This is a genomic window from Kitasatospora indigofera (genome assembly GCF_014655955.1).
GTDB classification, from domain to species: domain Bacteria; phylum Actinomycetota; class Actinomycetes; order Streptomycetales; family Streptomycetaceae; genus Kitasatospora; species Kitasatospora indigofera.
Genome location: NZ_BNBO01000005.1, coordinates 205,763 through 222,990, shown reverse-complemented (window position 1 = coordinate 222,990; position 17,228 = coordinate 205,763). Strand labels below are relative to the sequence as shown.

Here is a 17,228-nt window from a genome sequence, read left to right as displayed (position 1 = left end):
AGGTGCGAACCCGGGGGTGGCCGCGTCCCCCGTGAGGCATTCTCCGCACCGGGTCGAACGTGCACGTCCAGCCGGTCCGGTCGCGGACTCGCGTTTCCGGCGCCGGTCGGGCAAGGTGGAATGTTGATTGTTCACCAAAAGCTGGAGACCGGATGCCCGCCCCCGACCCCACCGCCCCACCGCGCCGGGGGATCAGCCCGAAGACCGCCGTCGGCGTCGTCTTCGTGGCCTCGCTGTTCATGTCGATCATGGACACCACCATCGTCAACGTGGCGCTGCCCTCGATCGGGCGGCAGTTCGGCGTGGACCCGGCGGGCGTCGGCATCGTCAACGTCGGGTACCTGGTCAGCCTCGCGGTCTTCGTGCCGCTGTCCGGCTGGCTGGCCGACCGCTACGGCACCCGCCGGGTCTTCCTGGTCTCGCTCACCCTGTTCACGGTCGCCTCGCTGCTCTGCGGCGCCGCCGACTCGATGGCGCAGCTCACCCTCTACCGGATCTTCCAGGGCGCGGCCGGCGGCATGCTCACCCCGGTCGGGATGACCATGCTCTTCCGGGCCTTCCCGCAGGAGGAGCGGATGCGGGCCACCCGGGTGCTGATGCTGCCGACCGCCGTCGCGCCCGCGCTCGGGCCGGTGCTGGGCGGCTGGCTGGTGGACGGCTGGTCCTGGCACTGGGTGTTCATCGTGAACATCCCGGTCGGCGTCGCGGCCCTGGTCTTCGGTCTCCTCTTCCTGCCCGACTACCGCGTCGAGCGGGCCGGGCGCTTCGACGCGGCCGGGTTCCTGCTCTCCGGGGCCGGCTTCGGCCTGCTGATGTACGCCCTCGCGGAGGGCGCCGGCCAGGGCTGGGCGAGCGCCCGGATCCTGGTGTCCGGCGTGACCGGGGCCCTGGCCCTGGCCGCACTGGTGCTGGTCGAGCTGCGCCGGCCGGAGCCGATGCTGGACCTGCGACTGCTGCGCGACCGGATCTTCCGGACGATGAACCTGCTCTCCCTCTTCTCCGGGGCGGCCTTCCTCGGGATGCTCTACCTCTTCCCGCTGCTGATGCAGGACGCGCTGGGGATGGACGCCCTGCACAGCGGCCTGATGGTGTTCCCCGAGGCGATCGGCGTGATGATCGCCTCACAGGCGGCCGGCCGGCTGTACCCGAGGATCGGCCCGCGCCGGATCCTCGTCGCCGGCGCCACCGTGGTGGCGCTCTGCCTGGCGGCGATGACGGCGATCACGCCGGACAGCAACCTGTGGGCGGTGCGCGGGCTGATGTTCGTCACCGGGTTCGCGATGTCGCACGTCTTCATGCCGTCGCAGACCGCCGCCTTCGCCACCGTCCCGGCCCGCGCGACCGGGGCGGCCTCCACCCTGTACAACGCCCAGCGGCAGCTGGGCTCGGCGCTCGGGGTGGCGGTCCTCGGCACCGTCCTGACCGCGGCCGGGACGGTCACCGTGGACGCCGCGGGTACGCCCGTGGCGAACCTGGCCGCGTACCGGGCGGCTTTCCTGGTGGCCTCCGGGCTGGCCCTGGTGGCGGCCGTCATCGCGTTGTCCGTGCGGGATTCCGATGCGGCGGCGACGATGCGCAGGGTTCCCGGGCCTGCCGCGGAGCCCGCCGGGGAGGCCCTCCAGGACGCCCCGCGGGGGGTCTGAGAGCGCTTTGGCGGCGGCGTCCTGGCGTCCGCCTTTCGTGGTACCGGTAGGATGGGCCGCTGGTGGTAGTGCCTGTGGTGTATACCCAGGTCAGCCACCCGAGGGCGAGGAGTCACTCTCAGCGTCCACCCCCACGGGAGATGCAGCCCCAACCGCCCATCGCCCGTCTCGCCCGACCTGACCGGCCCATGCCGGCCGCCGGGAACGGCGGAGACAACCCTGACCGCAAGCCCAATAGGAGACCCAACCGTGAAGAGCGCCGTCGAGACTCTGAACCCGACCCGGGTTCGACTCACCGTCGAGGTGCCCTTCGAGGAGCTCAAGCCCAGCCTCGACGCGGCGTACAAGAAGATCAACCAGCAGGTCTCGGTCCCGGGCTTCCGCAAGGGCAAGATCCCGAACCGTGTCATCGACCAGCGCTTCGGCCGTGCGGCCGTGCTGGAAGAGGCCGTCAACGACGCCCTGCCGCGCTTCTACACGCAGGCCGTCGACGAGGGCAAGATCGAGGTCCTCGGCCAGCCCGACATCACCGACATCGAGGGTGTCGAGAAGATCGCCGACGGTGGTGACCTCAAGTTCACCGCCGAGGTCGACATCCGCCCCGAGGTCACCCTCCCCGACTTCACCGAGATCTCGGTGACCGTCGACCCGATCGTCGTCTCCGACGAGGACGTCGACAAGTCCCTGGAGCAGCTGCGCGAGCGCTTCTCCTCGGTCAAGGACGTCGAGCGCGAGGCGGCCGCCGGCGACATCGTCGTCGTCGACCTGGAGGCCAAGGTCGACGGTGAGGTGCCGGACGACGGCCTCGCCTCCGGCGTCAGCTACGAGATCGGCTCCGGCCGGCTCATCGACGGCATCGACGACGCCGTCGTCGGCCTGGCGGCCGGTGGCACCGCGACCTTCAGCACCGAGCTCAAGGGCGGCACCCAGGCGGGCAAGACCTCCGAGGTCACCGTCACCGTCACCGCGGTCCAGGAGAAGGAGCTCCCCGAGCTGGACGACGAGTTCGCCCAGCTGGCGAGCGAGTTCGACACCCTGGACGAGCTGCGTGCCGACTCCCGCAAGCGCCTTGAGCGCATGAAGGAGTTCGACCAGGCCACCCAGGCCCAGGAGAAGGTCCTGGACGAGCTGCTCTCCAAGGTCGAGATGGACTACCCGGAGAAGCTCCTCAAGGACGAGATCGAGACCCGTCGCCACAACCTTGAGCACCACCAGCTGGAGCCGATGGGCCTGACCCTGGAGGCCTACCTGGCCACCCAGGACAAGTCCCTGGAGGACTTCCTGGCGGAGACCGAGGAGCAGGCCAAGAAGGGCATCAAGACCCAGTTCGTCCTCGACCAGATCGTGGGCAACGAGGAGCTGGGTGTCAACCAGGAGGAGCTCACCGAGCACCTCATCCGCCGTGCCGCCGGCTCGGGCCTGACCCCGGACCAGTTCGCGCAGCAGGTCGTCCAGGGTGGCCAGGTGCCGCTGCTGGTCGGCGAGGTCGCCCGCGGCAAGGCGCTGGCGCTGGTCGTCGAGGCCGCCAAGGTGGTCGACACCGAGGGCAACGAGATCAACTTCGACGACGACGAGACCGACGAGTCGGCCGAGACCGTCGAGACCGTCGAGGCCGTCGCCGCGGACGAGACCGCGGACAAGTCGACCGAGGCCTGATCACCCCGGTAGACGCCTGACCGAGCAGTGGGCCCGGACGCCGTGCAGCGGCGCCCGGGCCCACTGCCGTCTGTGTGCGGGGCGTGTGCGCACGGCACTCCGGTGCCCTCCGGGGGCCGCCGGACCCTGCGCTCACAGCGAACAGTTCTGCGTGGGGGATTCTGCGGCCCGGCCTGCGCGTTAGGGTCCTTGGACAGCGACATTCACGCAGTGATATCTCAAGCTGTGCGACAAAGTGACGGCCGTGGAGCGACCGTCCAAATCGACTGAGCAGGTGGCTAAGTGACGTTCCCGCAGATGCAGATGCCTGGCCTGATGGCGCCGCACGCCGCCGGTGGTGACGTGCTCGGCGGCCTGGGCGACCAGGTCTACAACCGGCTGCTCAACGAGCGGATCATCTTCCTCGGCCAGGCGGTCGACGACGACATCGCGAACAAGATCACCGCGCAGCTGCTGCTTCTGGCGGCTGACCCCGAGAAGGACATCTACCTCTACATCAACTCTCCGGGCGGCTCGATCACGGCCGGCATGGCGATCTACGACACCATGCAGTACATCAAGAACGACGTGGTCACCATCGCGATGGGCATGGCCGCCTCGATGGGCCAGTTCCTGCTGACGGCCGGCGCCAAGGGCAAGCGCTTCTCGCTGCCGAACGCCAACATCCTGATGCACCAGCCCTCGGCCGGCCTCGGCGGCTCCGCCACCGACATCCGGATCCAGGCCGAGCAGCTGCTCCGCACCAAGAAGCGGATGTCCGAGCTGATCGCGCACCACAGCGGCCAGACCTTCGAGCGCGTCACCGCGGACTCCGACCGCGACCGCTGGTTCACCCCGGAGCAGGCCAAGGAGTACGGCCTGATCGACTCGATCATGCACAGTGCCGCGGATGTCCCCGGCGGCGGCGGCACCGGCGCCTGAGCGCCCCCTCCCGCACCCCACACACAACGGCACGCACGCATTCGGAGGACGGAACTCCCATGGCCAGCAACACTCCCTTCGGCCCCAACACGCCGCGCGCCGAATACTTCGGCGCCCGCTCCGAGTCCACTGCCCCGCGGGCAGAGGGCCGTTACATCGTCCCGCGCTTCGTCGAGCGCACCTCGCAGGGCGTTCGCGAGTACGACCCGTACGCCAAGCTGTTCGAGGAGCGCATCATCTTCCTCGGCTCGCAGGTGGACGACGTCTCCGCGAACGACATCATGGCCCAGCTGCTCTGCCTGGAGTCGATGGACCCGGACCGCGAGATCCAGATGTACATCAACTCGCCCGGTGGCTCCTTCACGGCACTGACCGCGATCTACGACACCATGCAGTACGTCAAGCCGGACATCACCACCGTCTGCATGGGCCAGGCGGCCTCCGCCGCGGCCGTGCTGCTGGCGGCCGGCACCCCCGGCAAGCGGATGGCGCTGCCGAACGCCCGGATCCTGATCCACCAGCCGTACACCGAGACCGGCCGCGGCCAGGTGTCGGACCTGGAGATCCAGGCCAAGGAGATCTTCCGGATGCGCGAGCAGCTGGAGGAGATGCTCTCCAAGCACTCCAAGAAGCCGGTGGAGCAGGTGCGCGACGACATCGAGCGCGACAAGATCCTGACGGCCGAGGAGGCCCTGGAGTACGGGCTGATCGACCAGATCATCTCCACCCGCAAGACCTCGCTGACCGACTGAGGTCACCGGCGGTCCGGGCGGGGCGCACATCCGTGTTCGTACGAGCACCGTGCGTCCCGCTCCGGCGGTCGCGGCACTGCCCGCCCGGCCGCCCCCAGCACGGCCCACGCCTGCCGGACGGCATCTGTTCGGTATCAATTCGCCCAGGGCGTAGGGCAGACCTGCCGAAGACAGCGGAATCAGCGGCCCGGCAGAGTACCGTCGGATAGCGAGACCGAGCGCCATCGGCGTTGACGGTCCACAGCACCAGGCCCCGGAACCCCCGCGGGGCCCCTGGCGAAGGGGAAGCACCTCGTGGCACGCATCGGAGACGGTGGCGACCTGCTCAAGTGCTCGTTCTGCGGCAAGTCCCAGAAGCAGGTGAAGAAGCTCATCGCCGGGCCTGGCGTGTACATCTGCGACGAGTGCATCGACCTCTGCAACGAGATCATCGAGGAGGAGCTCGCCGAGACCTCCGAGGTGCGTTTCGAGGAGCTTCCGAAGCCGCGCGAGATCTACGAGTTCCTCGACCAGTACGTGGTCGGCCAGGACACGGCGAAGAAGTCGCTGTCGGTGGCCGTGTACAACCACTACAAGCGCGTCCAGGCCGGCGAGGCCGGCCGCAGCGGCGGCAACGGCCGTGAGGACGCGATCGAGCTCGCGAAGTCCAACATCCTGCTGCTGGGCCCCACCGGCTCCGGCAAGACGCTGCTCGCCCAGACCCTGGCCCGGATGCTCAACGTGCCGTTCGCGATCGCGGACGCCACGGCGCTGACCGAGGCCGGGTACGTCGGCGAGGACGTCGAGAACATCCTGCTCAAGCTGATCCAGGCGGCCGACTACGACGTCAAGAAGGCCGAGACCGGGATCATCTACATCGACGAGATCGACAAGGTCGCCCGCAAGAGCGAGAACCCGTCGATCACCCGCGACGTCTCGGGCGAGGGCGTCCAGCAGGCGCTGCTGAAGATCCTGGAGGGCACCACCGCCTCGGTGCCGCCGCAGGGCGGGCGCAAGCACCCGCACCAGGAGTTCATCCAGATCGACACCACCAACGTGCTGTTCATCGTGGGCGGTGCCTTCGCGGGCCTGGAGCGGATCATCGAGGGCCGGGCGGGTGCCAAGGGCATCGGCTTCGGCGCCAACATCCGCTCCAAGCGGGAGAGCGACTCCAGCGACCACTTCCGTCAGGTGATGCCGGAGGACCTGGTCAAGTTCGGCATGATCCCCGAGTTCATCGGCCGTCTGCCCGTGATCACCAGCGTGCACAACCTGGACCGCGAGGCGCTGCTGCAGATCCTCACCGAGCCGAAGAACGCGCTGGTCAAGCAGTACCGCAAGCTCTTCGAGCTGGACGGCGTCGAGCTGGAGTTCTCCCGCGACGCGCTGGAGGCGATCGCCGACCAGGCGATCCTGCGCGGGACGGGCGCACGCGGCCTGCGCGCCATCATGGAGGAGGTGCTGATGTCCGTGATGTACGAAGTGCCCTCGCGTCAGGACGTCGCCCGCGTGGTGGTGACCGGGGACGTCGTCTCCAAGCACGCCATCCCGACCCTGGTGCCGCGCGACATGATCAAGCGGGAGCGGCGCGACAAGAGCGCCTGACCCGGTACCTGAAGGGGCCCCGCACACCGTCCGGTGTCGCGGGGCCCCTTCACGTGCGGCGGGCCGTCAGCCGGTCACTTGGCGACCTCGGCGGCCGCGCGCAGTTCACGGGTGGCGGCCGCGGCCCGGTCCAGGTCGGGCTCGACGTCCGGCCCGCCGCTCAGCACCATCACCACGGAGCTGTTGTCGGCCCAGACGCAGACGCTGTCCGTCTCCTCGGGGGCCTTCATGGTCTCGCAGGTCAGGTAGCCGCCGAGCGGACCGGGGTCGAAGGTCCGGCGCGGGCCGAAGGTGGTCCCCTGGGCCTTGCCGCTGGACTCGAAGCCCTCCAGGAACTTCCGCAGTTCCGACTCCGGCATCACGACCTTGCCGTACCCGCCGGCCACGATCACCCCGGTGCCGTGCTCCTGGTCGGGGTACACGCCGGCCACGGCGGTGGGCTTCCAGGCGTTGCTGCCGCTGGAGTACACGTCGGCCAGGCCGCTCTGCAGGGTCCGGGCGGTCGGGTTGTCGTCGTCCCGCTCGACCCCCTGGAAGGTCTGCGGCAGCACCACCTTGTGGGTGCCGGTCCTCGACGCGAGGTCCCAGAGGAACCAGCCGAGCGTGCCGCCGCCGAGCAGCAGCGCGCCGGCCACGCAGCCGAGCACGATCCACAGCGTCCGGCGGGACTTCGCCGGCGGCACGGGCTGCGGGTGGCCGTAGGCGTAGCCCGGCGGGACCGGCCCGCCCTGCGGCGGTACCGCGCCGTACTGCTGCGGGGCGGCGCCGTAGGGCTGGGCCGGGGGCGGGCCGTACGGCTGGGCGGGCGGCGCGCCGAACGGGTTCTGGTCGGACAAGGGGGGCCCTCTCTGCTGAGCGCTCGCACGGCGATCGGTGGTGGTCCGGCCGGGCAGGGACTGCACCCGGACGAAAGCTCGTGCGAGTGCGGCGCACGCTATCGCAGGACGCTCGCGCCGTGCTCGGAATACCGGCCCGGCCGGCCCGCCCGCGCGGCCGGACGGGAAAGCGGTTCGTAACCCGCGTCCGCTGTTACGTAAACTGTGCGTCGTGACCGACACCACGAACCAGCGCCCCGAGAACTCCCACGGGGACGACGCAGCAGCGACCACCGCCAACGGCGGCGGCATCCCCACGACCTACGCCCCGGCGGAGGTAGAGGGCGCGCTGTACGAGCGCTGGGTGGAGCGCGGCTACTTCACCGCCGACGCCAAGAGCGACAAGCCCGCGTACACCATCGTCATCCCGCCGCCGAACGTCACCGGTGCCCTGCACCTGGGCCACGCCTTCCAGCACACGCTGATGGACGCCCTGACCCGCCGCAAGCGCATGCAGGGCTTCGAGGCCCTCTGGCTGCCCGGCATGGACCACGCGGGCATCGCCACCCAGAACAAGGTCGAGCAGCAGCTCGCCGAGTCCGGCCTCTCCCGCCACGACCTGGGCCGCGAGGCCTTCGTCGAGAAGGTCTGGGAGTGGAAGGAGCAGTACGGCGGCAAGATCCTCGGCCAGATGCGCCGCCTCGGCGACGGCGTCGACTGGTCGCGCGAGCGCTTCACCATGGACGAGGGCCTCTCGCAGGCCGTCCAGACCATCTTCAAGAAGCTCTTCGACGACGGTCTGATCTACCGTGCCGAGCGCATCATCAACTGGTGCCCGCGCTGCCTCACCGCGCTCTCGGACATCGAGGTCGAGCACGAGGACAGCGCCGGCGAGCTGGTCTCCATCCGCTACGGCGAGGGCGAGGACTCCATCGTCGTCGCCACCACCCGGGCCGAGACGCTGCTCGGTGACACCGCCATCGCGGTCCACCCCGAGGACGAGCGCTACGCCCACCTGGTCGGGCGCACCATCGCGCTGCCGCTGACGGACCGCCGCATCCCGGTCGTCGCCGACGAGCACGTCGACCCGGAGTTCGGCACCGGCGCCGTCAAGGTGACCCCGGCGCACGACCCGAACGACTTCGCCATCGGCCAGCGGCACAACCTGCCGAACCTGACCGTGATGGACGAGCACGGCGTGATCACCGTGCACGGCCCCTTCCTCGGCCTGGACCGGCTGGAGGCCCGCTCGGCCGTCGTCGGCGCCCTGCGCGAGCAGGGGCGCATCGTCGCCGAGAAGCGCCCCTACATGCACGCCGTGGGCCACTGCTCGCGCTGCCACACCATCGTCGAGCCGCGCCTGTCGCTGCAGTGGTGGGTCAAGGTCGAGCCGCTGGCCGCCGCCGCCGGCGACGCCGTCCGGGACGGCCGGGTCGCCATCCACCCGAAGGAGCTGGAGGGCCGCTACTTCAGCTGGGTCGACAACATGCACGACTGGTGCATCTCGCGCCAGCTCTGGTGGGGCCACCGGATCCCGGTCTGGTACGGCCCCGAGGGCCAGGTCGTCTGCGTCGGTCCCGACGAGGAGCCGCCGGCCGGCGAGGGCTGGCACCAGGACCCGGACGTCCTGGACACCTGGTTCTCCAGCGCGCTGTGGCCGTTCTCCACCCTGGGCTGGCCCGAGCGGACCCCGGACCTGGAGAAGTTCTACGCCACCGACGTCCTGCTCACCGGCCACGACATCATCTTCTTCTGGGTCGCCCGGATGATGATGTTCGGCCTGTACGCGATGGACGGTCAGGCGCCGTTCCACACCATCGCGCTGACCGGCCTGGTCCGCGACCAGTTCGGCAAGAAGATGTCCAAGTCCTCCGGCACCGCCGTGGACCCGCTGGACTGGATGAACGAGTACGGCGCCGACGCCGTCCGCTTCACCCTGGCCCGCGGCGCCAACCCCGGCGCCGACGTGCCGATCGGCGAGGACTGGGTCAAGGGCTCGCGCAACTTCTGCAACAAGATCTGGAACGCCACCCGCTTCGCGCTGATGAACGGCGCCACCGTCGAGGGCCCGCTGCCGGCCCCCGAGGAGCTGACGGCCGTCGACCGCTGGATCCTGTCCCGCCTCAACGCCACCGTGGCCGAGGTCGACGGGCTCTACGACGACTACCAGTTCGCCAAGGTCGCCGACACCCTGTTCCACTTCGCCTGGGACGAGGTCTTCGACTGGTACGTCGAGCTCTCCAAGACCACCCTGGCCAAGGGCGGCCCGCAGGCCGACGCCGCGCGCCGGGTGCTCGGCGAGGTCCTGGACGTGACGCTGCGCCTGCTGCACCCGGTCGTCCCGTTCGTCACCGAGGCCCTCTGGACCACCCTCACCGGTGCCGAGTCGCTGGTCGTCACCGAGTGGCCGACCGCCGACCCGTCCCGCCGGGACGCCGCGGCCGAGGCCGAGGTCGCCACGCTGCAGCAGGTGGTCACCGAGGTCCGCCGGTTCCGTTCGGACCAGGGCCTGCAGCCCGCGCAGAAGGTGCCGGCCACGCTCGACCTGGCCGGGACGGTGCTGCCCCCGCACGAGGACGCGATCCGCTCGCTGCTGAGGCTGACCGCCCCCGAGGAGGGCTTCGCGGCCACCGCCTCGCTGCCGGTCGCGGGTGCCACGGTGGCCCTGGACCTCTCCGGCACCATCGACGTCGCGGCGGAGCGCAAGCGCCTCGCCAAGGACCTCGCGGCGGCCGAGAAGGACAAGGCGCAGACCACCGCCAAGCTCGGCAACGAGGGCTTCCTCGCGAAGGCGCCGGACGACGTGGTGGCCAAGATCCGGGCCCGCCAGGAGGCCGCCGAGGCCGACATCACCCGGATCACCGCCCAGCTCGCGGCGCTGCCGCAGGCCTGATCCACGGCGCCCGGGCCCGCCACGGCGGGCCCGGGCCACCGGACGGTCCCCGAGGGCCGCACCCCGTCACCCGGGGTGCGGCCCTCGGGCGTTCCCGGCGCATTCCCGCGGATTCCGCGGCGAGCCGGCCGCCGGCCGCAGCGCCGTCGCCCCCGGAAGTCCGGACGGAATTCACCCGGACGGCCCGGTTCACCCCCGGGCCTTGCGCTGTTCCGGCGAATATTCATCACGGCTGCCACCGGAAACCCGTTCGGCGGTATTCCGGGAGCAGCGGCAATCGCGAGCGGCGGCATTCGGCCGCATCCGCCCGACGGCGGCCTCGGGAGGCCGGGCCCTGCCGGGCGGGCCGGCCCGTCCCGGGTGAATTCTGCTTCCCGTACGACTGATTCCTGCGGCCATTCGCGGGTGATCGGCCTGCTCCTGGGGGAAGGTGGGGAAATCCGTGCCGCACTCTGGTCAAAACCCGGTCGATTTCCTTCCGGTCTTGTACGGGCGGGTTCGGCGAAGTTCGCAGGTCGGCTGTGTACGGTGGGCAGGAGTTTCTGCGGAGCCGGCTGGCTGACGGGAGGGCATGGCGTGGTGGTGACCGAGGAGTTGGCCGACGAACTGCCTGCGGAAGCGGTGGAGGAGGCCAAGGCCCGCGCGGCCACCCTGCTTCTCGCCTTCCGGCACGGCAACCAGCTGGCGTACGACCACGCCCTGGACCGGCTCTTCGCGGAGCACGCCGAACGCGAGGTGACCACGCTGCTGGTCTGGATCGCGGCCGAGGCGGTGCGCAAGGCCTACGCGCCGGAGGTCGGCGACCGGGTGCTGCGCGGGCTGGCCCGCCGGGCGCCGGCCGACACCTCCCGGGTCGCGATCGACGAGGAGACCGCGGACGCGGCCCGGCTGCTGGAGGCGGTCGGGGCCGGCGAGGTGGGCGTGGTGCGCGCGCTGGTGGCCGCCACCGCCGACACCACCTTCCTGCTCGGCGGGCTGCTGCAGGCGGTGGCGATGATGCTCCCGCTGCTCCCGGAGGGGGAGGCCGGCGAGGTGGTGGCCGAACTGCGCCGCCGCCACTGCGGCCCCGTCCCGGAGATCCCGGAGGCCCGGGGCGAGGCCTAGGACCGGCCCGGTGGGCCCGAACGGCCGTACCGGCCGGCCCAGGGGTGCGGGCCGGCCGGTACGGATCGGTACGGACCGATCGGGACGGTACGGGGTGACACGGCCGCTGCGGCCGGGTCAGCGCCGCCCGGTCAGGGCATCGCGTGCAGGTGGCTGCCGACGGTGCCCGCGATCGGCCCGCCGGCCTTGGCGTCGTGGTTGGTCGACCAGGTCATCGCGCCACCGATGTCGGGCCACTTGGTGTCGGGCTTGAAGGTGCCGCAGTTGGTGCCCGCCGCCAGGCAGTCCAGTGCGTTGTTCACCACGGCGGCGCTGACGTAACCGCCGCCCGCCGCACTGGTGGAGGCCGGCACGCCGAGGCCGACCTGGCTGGGCTTGAGGCCGCCCTTGAGCTGGATGCAGGCCAGCGCGGTCAGGAAGTTCACGGTGCCCTGCGAGTAGACCTGGCCGTCGCAGCCGAGCATCGCACCGGAGTTGTAGTACTGCATGTTGACGATGGTCAGGATGTCCTTGACGTTCAGCGCCAGCTTGAAGTACTCCGCGCCCGTCGACTGCATGTCGATGGTCTGCGGTGCCATGGTGAGCACGAAGCCGGCCCCGACCTTGCCCGCCAGGGTGTGCAGCGCCTGGCCCATGTAGGTGGCGCTGACGCCGTTCTCCAGGTCGATGTCGATCCCGTCGAAGCCGTACTGCTGGATCAGCGTGTACGCGCTGTTGGCGAAGTTGGTCGCGGAGGCCGAACTGCTCACCGAGATGGTGCCGTTCTGGCCGCCGATCGACAGCACCACCTTCTTGCCCGCCGCGTGCTTGGCCGCGATGTCGGCCTTGAACTGGGCGTCGGTGTAACCGCCGAGGCGGCTGGAGAGGGTGCTGTCCAGGGTGAAGCTGATCGCGCCGGGCGTGCTGGTCGCGTCGGCGAAGGACACCGCGATGATGTCGTAGGCCGCCGGGACGTCACTGATCCGCTGGACGGTGGCGCCGTTGTCGAAGTTCTGCCAGTAGCCGGTCAGCTTGTGCTTGGGCAGGCCGGGGCCCGTCGAAGTGGCCGTCGGCGTCGGGGTGGTGGCGGTCGGGGTGGGGGTGGTGGCCGTCGGCGACGGGCTGGTGCTGACGGTCGGGGTGGGGGTGGCCGGCCCGGTCGTGCTGCCCGTCGGGGAGGGCGACGGGGTGCCGGGCCCGATCAGCGAGACGTTGTCCACCAGGTAGGCGCCCTGGCCGTACCAGCCGTGGACGTAGACGGTGACGCTGGTGGTGCTCGCCCCGGTGGTGAAGGTGGTGCTCAGGTTGTTCCAACTGGTGCTGCTGGACCAGGTGCTGGGGTCCGCGCCGCCGGTGCCCCGGGCGCCGAGGTAGACGTACGGGCCCTGCACCTCGGAGCGCAGGGTGTAGGTCGAGGACGGCTTCACCGTGACGGTCTGGGTGCACTCGCCGCTGTCGCTGCTGGTCGGGGTGACCCGCAGCGCGATCGAGGGGTGGTCCGCCGGGGTGGTGGGCGTGGTGCCGGCCGGGCAGTTCCAGTTGGTCAGGTGATTGCCGTACTCGAAGCCGCCGTTGGCGATGAGTTCGACGTCGGCGGCCTGGGCGCCGCCGGTCGACAGGACCAGGCTGGTCAGGCCGAGGGCGACCGCCGCGGTGCCGGCGATCACGGTGTGGACGCCGCGGGCGCGGCGGTGTCGGGCAGGTGGCATGACTCCATCTCCAGTGGGGGAGGCCGGCCGACCCGGTGGGGACGGGTCGTGCCGGGTGTCGATGGTGCGCGTGCGGGAGCGTCCGACAGTTCAAGTCACCGGTAGGTCCGGATACTTGCCTCACAAGGTGGAGTAGACCAATCCGGCTGTCAAGAGCGCGGGGCGCCGCAGCCGGTCCGGGGACGGCCCGCGCGATCCGTTCCGGCCCGGCCCTCCCCGGCCGGGCCGGCCGCGAGGGCCGGAGGCGGGAGCGCGCCGTCCCGGGCTCGGCGCTCTGCGGAGAGCGGAGAGCGGAGGGCGGAGGGCGGAGGGCGGAGAGCGAGAGGGATGGAGAGCGAGCGGGGTGAGGAGCGGGGGAACGGGGACAGGGGAGCGGGGACAGGGGAGCGGCGGGCCGGGAAGGCCGGGTAAGCGCTCCTTTCGCCCCAAAGCGGACAAAGCGGAAAACGGGCCGGTGCGCCCTCCCTCCCAGCGGCGGCCGGCCCCCGGGCGGCTCCGTAGACTGACCCCGTGAGCGACAAGGCCGAGCAGAACCCGTACACCATCCGCCCCGACGGCGCCGAGCCCGCGGAGACCCTGCGCGACGTCGAGCAGGAACTCGCCAAGCGCTGGCCGGAGAACAAGCTGGAGCCCTCGCTCGACCGGATCGAAGCGCTGATGGACATCCTCGGCCAGCCCCAGCGGGCCTTCCCGTCGATCCACATCACCGGCACCAACGGCAAGACCTCCACCGCCCGGATGGTCGAGCAGCTGCTCAACACCTTCGAGCTGCGCACCGGCCGCTACACCAGCCCGCACGTGGAGTCCGTCACCGAGCGGATCAGCCTGGACGGCAACCCGATCAGCGTCGAGCGCTTCGTCGAGACCTACCGCGACATCGAGCCGTACGTGCGGATGGTCGACGAGGGCCAGCCGGTGGCGATGTCCTTCTTCGAGGTGCTGACCGGCATGGCGTACGCCGCCTTCGCCGACACCCCGGTGGACGTCGCGGTGGTCGAGGTCGGCATGGGCGGCTCCTGGGACGCCACCAACGTGATCGACGCGGCCGTCTCGGTGATCACCCCGATCTCGCTGGACCACACCGACAAGCTCGGCTCCACCACCGGCGAGATCGCCGTCGAGAAGTCCGGGATCATCAAGCCGGGGGCGATCGCGGTGGTGGCCCAGCAGCAGCTGGACGCCGCGCAGACGATCCTCAAGCGTGCCGTCGAGGTCGACGCCACGGTCGCCCGCGAGGGCATGGAGTTCGGCGTGCGCCATCGCGAGGTCGCCATCGGCGGCCAGCTGATCACGCTGCGCGGGCTCGGCGGCGAGGACTACGAGGACGTCTTCATCCCGCTGCACGGGGAGCACCAGGCCCAGAACGCCTCGCTGGCGCTGGCCGCCGTGGAGGCCTTCTTCGGCGTCGGCGGCGCCCGCGGCGGCAAGCTCGACATCGACAAGGTCCGCCAGGCCTTCGCGGGCGTCAGTTCGCCCGGCCGCCTGGAGGTCGTCCGGCGCAGCCCCACGATCCTGCTGGACGCCGCCCACAACCCGGCCGGCGCCGAGGCGACGGTCGCCGCGATCAGCGAGTCCTTCGGCTTCACCAAGCTGGTCGGCGTGATCGCCACCAGCGGGGACAAGGACGTCTCGGGCCTGCTCTCGGCCTTCGAGCCGCTGCTCTCCGAGGTCGTCGTCACCGAGAACTCGACCCACCGCCGGATGCCGGTCGACGAGCTGGCGGCGGTCGCGGTCGAGATCTTCGGCGAGGACCGGGTCCAGGTCGAGCCCCGGCTGGACGAGGCCATCGACGCCGCCGTCACCCTGGCGGAGGAGGAGGGTGACCTGGGCGGCTGCGGCGTGCTGGTCACCGGTTCGGTCATCACGGTGGGCGAGGCGCGCCTGCTGCTCGGAAGGAAGTGACATGAGGACGCTCTGTTCCTCGACCCTGATCGGCGAGGTGCTGCTGATCATGTTCGCCGGGCTGGTGGCCACCCGGCTCACCGACGTCTCCGGCGCCACCGTCTGGACGGTCAGCGCCGTGGCGATGGTGCTCTGCGTGCTGCTCTGCGGCATGATCACCCGCCCCGGCGCGGTGGCGGTCGGCTGGGTGCTGCAGATCGGCCTGATCGCCAGCGGCTTCGTGCTGCCGACGATGTTCGGCCTCGGGCTGGTCTTCGCCGGCCTGTGGTGGTGCTCGGTGCACTACGGCCGGAAGATCGACGAGATCAAGGCCGCCCGGGCCGCGCAGAGTGCCGGGCCGGCGGTAGTAGCCTGACGCCGGGCCCCGCTCGCACGGGGCACGCCGACGCTCTCCGACGCCTCGCCGGTGAGGGCAGGGCCGTTCCCGCCGGCCGGCGGGGCGGGCCGATGAGCTGCGGCGCTCACGCAAGGTAACCTTCGGAGCAGCCGCATACACCATGCCGAACCGATTCCCCTGGAGCCGCACCGTGTCCCAGCGCACTCTCGTCCTGCTCAAGCCCGACGCCGTCAAGCGCGGCCTGGCCGGCGAGATCATCAGCCGCGTCGAGCGCAAGGCCGGCTGGCGGCTCGCCGCCGTCGAGCTGCGGACCTTCGACCGGGCGACGCTGGAGCAGCACTACGCGGAGCACGTCGGCCGCCCGTTCTACGAGCCGCTGCTCGACTTCATGACCTCCGGCCCGTCGATCGCGCTGATCGTCGAGGGCGAGAACGTCGTCCCCGGCATCCGCGCGCTGGCCGGTGCGACCGACCCGCTGCAGGCCGGTCCGGGCACGATCCGTGGCGATTTCGCCACCATCACCCGCGAGAACCTGATCCACGCCTCCGACTCCGAGGCCTCCGCCGAGCGCGAGATCAAGATCTTCTTCCCCTCGCACGCGTGAGCGGACACCCCGGTCGGCCGCCCTTGGGCCGGCCGGGGCATTCTTATCGTCAAATACGGAACTCCGGGCTCCGACACGGCGTCCCAATCCTCGAAGAAGCGATCACGCCCCGGACAATGGGTGCTGTCCCGTCCACCTCCGCCCACCCCGGACGGGCGTGGCTACGATGGACACAACTCATGGGCCCGGTACGGCTGCTCAGCTGGTGTCCGCCCTGTCACGGGCGTGCGCGATCGGTCCACCCCCGCCATTGACTCCGAGCCCGGGAAGGCACACCAACCCCATGGCCAACAACCTGTCGTTCATCGGCCGTGACATGGCGATCGACCTCGGCACTGCCAACACGCTGGTGTACGTCAGGGGCAAGGGGATCGTCCTCAACGAGCCGTCCGTGGTCGCGGTGAACACCAACACCGGCGGCATCCTCGCGGTCGGCTCCGAGGCCAAGAAGATGATCGGCCGGACCCCCGGCAACATCGTCGCCATCCGCCCGCTCAAGGACGGCGTGATCGCCGACTTCGAGATCACCGAGCGGATGCTCCGCTACTTCATCCTGAAGATCCACCGTCGCCGCTACCTGGCCCGCCCCCGGGTCGTGGTCTGCGTGCCCTCCGGCATCACGGGGGTCGAGCGCCGCGCCGTGATCGAGGCCAGCTCGCAGGCCGGCGCGCGCCAGGTGCACATCATCGAGGAGCCGATGGCGGCCGCGATCGGTGCGGGCCTGCCCGTGCACGAGGCCACCGGCAACATGGTCGTCGACATCGGCGGCGGCACCACCGAGGTCGCCGTCATCTCGCTCGGCGGCATCGTCACGGCCCAGTCGATCCGGGTGGCCGGCGACGAGCTGGACAACGCGATCGTGCAGCACATCAAGAAGGAGTACTCGCTCCTGCTCGGTGAGCGCAGCGCGGAGCAGATCAAGATGAGCATCGGCTCCGCCTTCGCGCTGGAGGGCGAGAAGGACGAGCACGCCGAGATCCGCGGCCGGGACCTGGTCAGTGGCCTGCCCAAGACCGTGGTGATCTCCGCGGCCGAGGTGCGCGAGGCCATCGACGAGCCGGTGAACTCCATCATCGACGCCGTCAAGACCACCCTGGACCAGTGCCCGCCGGAGCTCGCCGGCGACGTGATGGACCGCGGCATCGTGCTCACCGGCGGCGGCGCCCTGCTGCGCGGCCTGGACGAGCGGCTGCGCCGGGAGACCGGCATGCCGATCCACATCGCCGAGAACCCGCTCGACTCGGTCGCGCTCGGCTCCGGCAAGTGCGTCGAGGAGTTCGAGGCGCTCCAGCAGGTGCTGGACGCCCAGCCGCGGCGCTGAGCGGCCGC

Annotated in this window: 13 protein-coding genes; 11 read left to right on the top strand and 2 right to left on the bottom strand. The window is 70.8% G+C overall.

The window, feature by feature from the left end; genetic code table 11:
• The first annotated feature begins 152 nt into the window (after positions 1-152).
• From IE329_RS07625 to clpX, 5 genes are all read left to right on the top strand, one after another.
• Positions 153-1,643, top strand: coding sequence for an MDR family MFS transporter (locus tag IE329_RS07625; protein WP_190210038.1), 1,491 nt, complete (start codon positions 153-155; stop codon positions 1,641-1,643).
• A gap of 249 nt (positions 1,644-1,892) precedes the next feature.
• Positions 1,893-3,299 carry a trigger factor gene (tig, locus tag IE329_RS07620; protein ID WP_190210037.1) on the top strand — a complete coding sequence of 469 codons (1,407 nt, stop codon included), beginning with the start codon at positions 1,893-1,895 and terminating at the stop codon, positions 3,297-3,299.
• A 303-nt stretch (positions 3,300-3,602) separates the two neighbouring features.
• Entirely contained in the window at positions 3,603-4,220 is a 618-nt protein-coding gene (locus IE329_RS07615) for an ATP-dependent Clp protease proteolytic subunit (RefSeq protein WP_286158465.1), read from the top strand.
• 59 nt (positions 4,221-4,279) lie between these two features.
• A complete protein-coding gene (locus IE329_RS07610; protein WP_073927835.1) occupies positions 4,280-4,972 on the top strand; it encodes an ATP-dependent Clp protease proteolytic subunit in 693 nt (230 codons plus the stop codon).
• A gap of 294 nt (positions 4,973-5,266) precedes the next feature.
• Positions 5,267-6,556, top strand: a complete 1,290-nt coding sequence (gene clpX, locus IE329_RS07605) for an ATP-dependent Clp protease ATP-binding subunit ClpX (protein WP_073927834.1) — start codon at positions 5,267-5,269, stop codon at positions 6,554-6,556.
• Positions 6,557-6,630: 74 nt separating this feature from the next.
• On the opposite strand, the gene IE329_RS07600 is transcribed toward clpX, so the two are convergent.
• Positions 6,631-7,392 (bottom strand): hypothetical protein, encoded by a 762-nt coding sequence (locus tag IE329_RS07600; protein ID WP_190210036.1) that lies wholly within the window; start codon positions 7,390-7,392, stop codon positions 6,631-6,633.
• A 211-nt stretch (positions 7,393-7,603) separates the two neighbouring features.
• Here IE329_RS07600 and IE329_RS07595 point away from each other — a divergent pair, with 211 nt between their 5' ends.
• Positions 7,604-10,264: a valine--tRNA ligase gene (locus tag IE329_RS07595; protein WP_190210035.1), complete on the top strand. Its 2,661-nt coding sequence runs from the start codon at positions 7,604-7,606 to the stop codon at positions 10,262-10,264.
• Between the two features lie 576 nt (positions 10,265-10,840).
• Positions 10,841-11,368, top strand: a complete 528-nt coding sequence (locus tag IE329_RS07590; protein WP_190210034.1) for a hypothetical protein — start codon at positions 10,841-10,843, stop codon at positions 11,366-11,368.
• Positions 11,369-11,499: 131 nt separating this feature from the next.
• On the opposite strand, the gene IE329_RS07585 is transcribed toward IE329_RS07590, so the two are convergent.
• The gene (locus IE329_RS07585) at positions 11,500-13,056 is read right to left on the bottom strand and encodes a chitinase (protein WP_190210033.1); all 1,557 of its coding nucleotides are present in this window, start codon (positions 13,054-13,056) and stop codon (positions 11,500-11,502) included.
• A gap of 510 nt (positions 13,057-13,566) precedes the next feature.
• On the opposite strand from IE329_RS07585, the gene folC reads away from it, so the two are divergent.
• The 4 genes from folC to IE329_RS07565 all read left to right on the top strand — a co-directional run bounded on the left by folC (position 13,567) and on the right by IE329_RS07565 (position 17,220).
• A complete protein-coding gene (gene folC / locus IE329_RS07580; protein WP_190210032.1) occupies positions 13,567-14,958 on the top strand; it encodes a bifunctional tetrahydrofolate synthase/dihydrofolate synthase in 1,392 nt (463 codons plus the stop codon).
• 1 nt (position 14,959) lies between these two features.
• A complete protein-coding gene (locus IE329_RS07575; RefSeq protein ID WP_073927830.1) occupies positions 14,960-15,313 on the top strand; it encodes a DUF4233 domain-containing protein in 354 nt (117 codons plus the stop codon).
• A gap of 172 nt (positions 15,314-15,485) precedes the next feature.
• The gene (ndk, locus tag IE329_RS07570; RefSeq protein WP_190210031.1) at positions 15,486-15,899 is read left to right on the top strand and encodes a nucleoside-diphosphate kinase; all 414 of its coding nucleotides are present in this window, start codon (positions 15,486-15,488) and stop codon (positions 15,897-15,899) included.
• 295 nt (positions 15,900-16,194) lie between these two features.
• The gene (locus tag IE329_RS07565; RefSeq protein ID WP_073927935.1) at positions 16,195-17,220 is read left to right on the top strand and encodes a rod shape-determining protein; all 1,026 of its coding nucleotides are present in this window, start codon (positions 16,195-16,197) and stop codon (positions 17,218-17,220) included.
• Positions 17,221-17,228 lie beyond the last annotated feature (8 nt).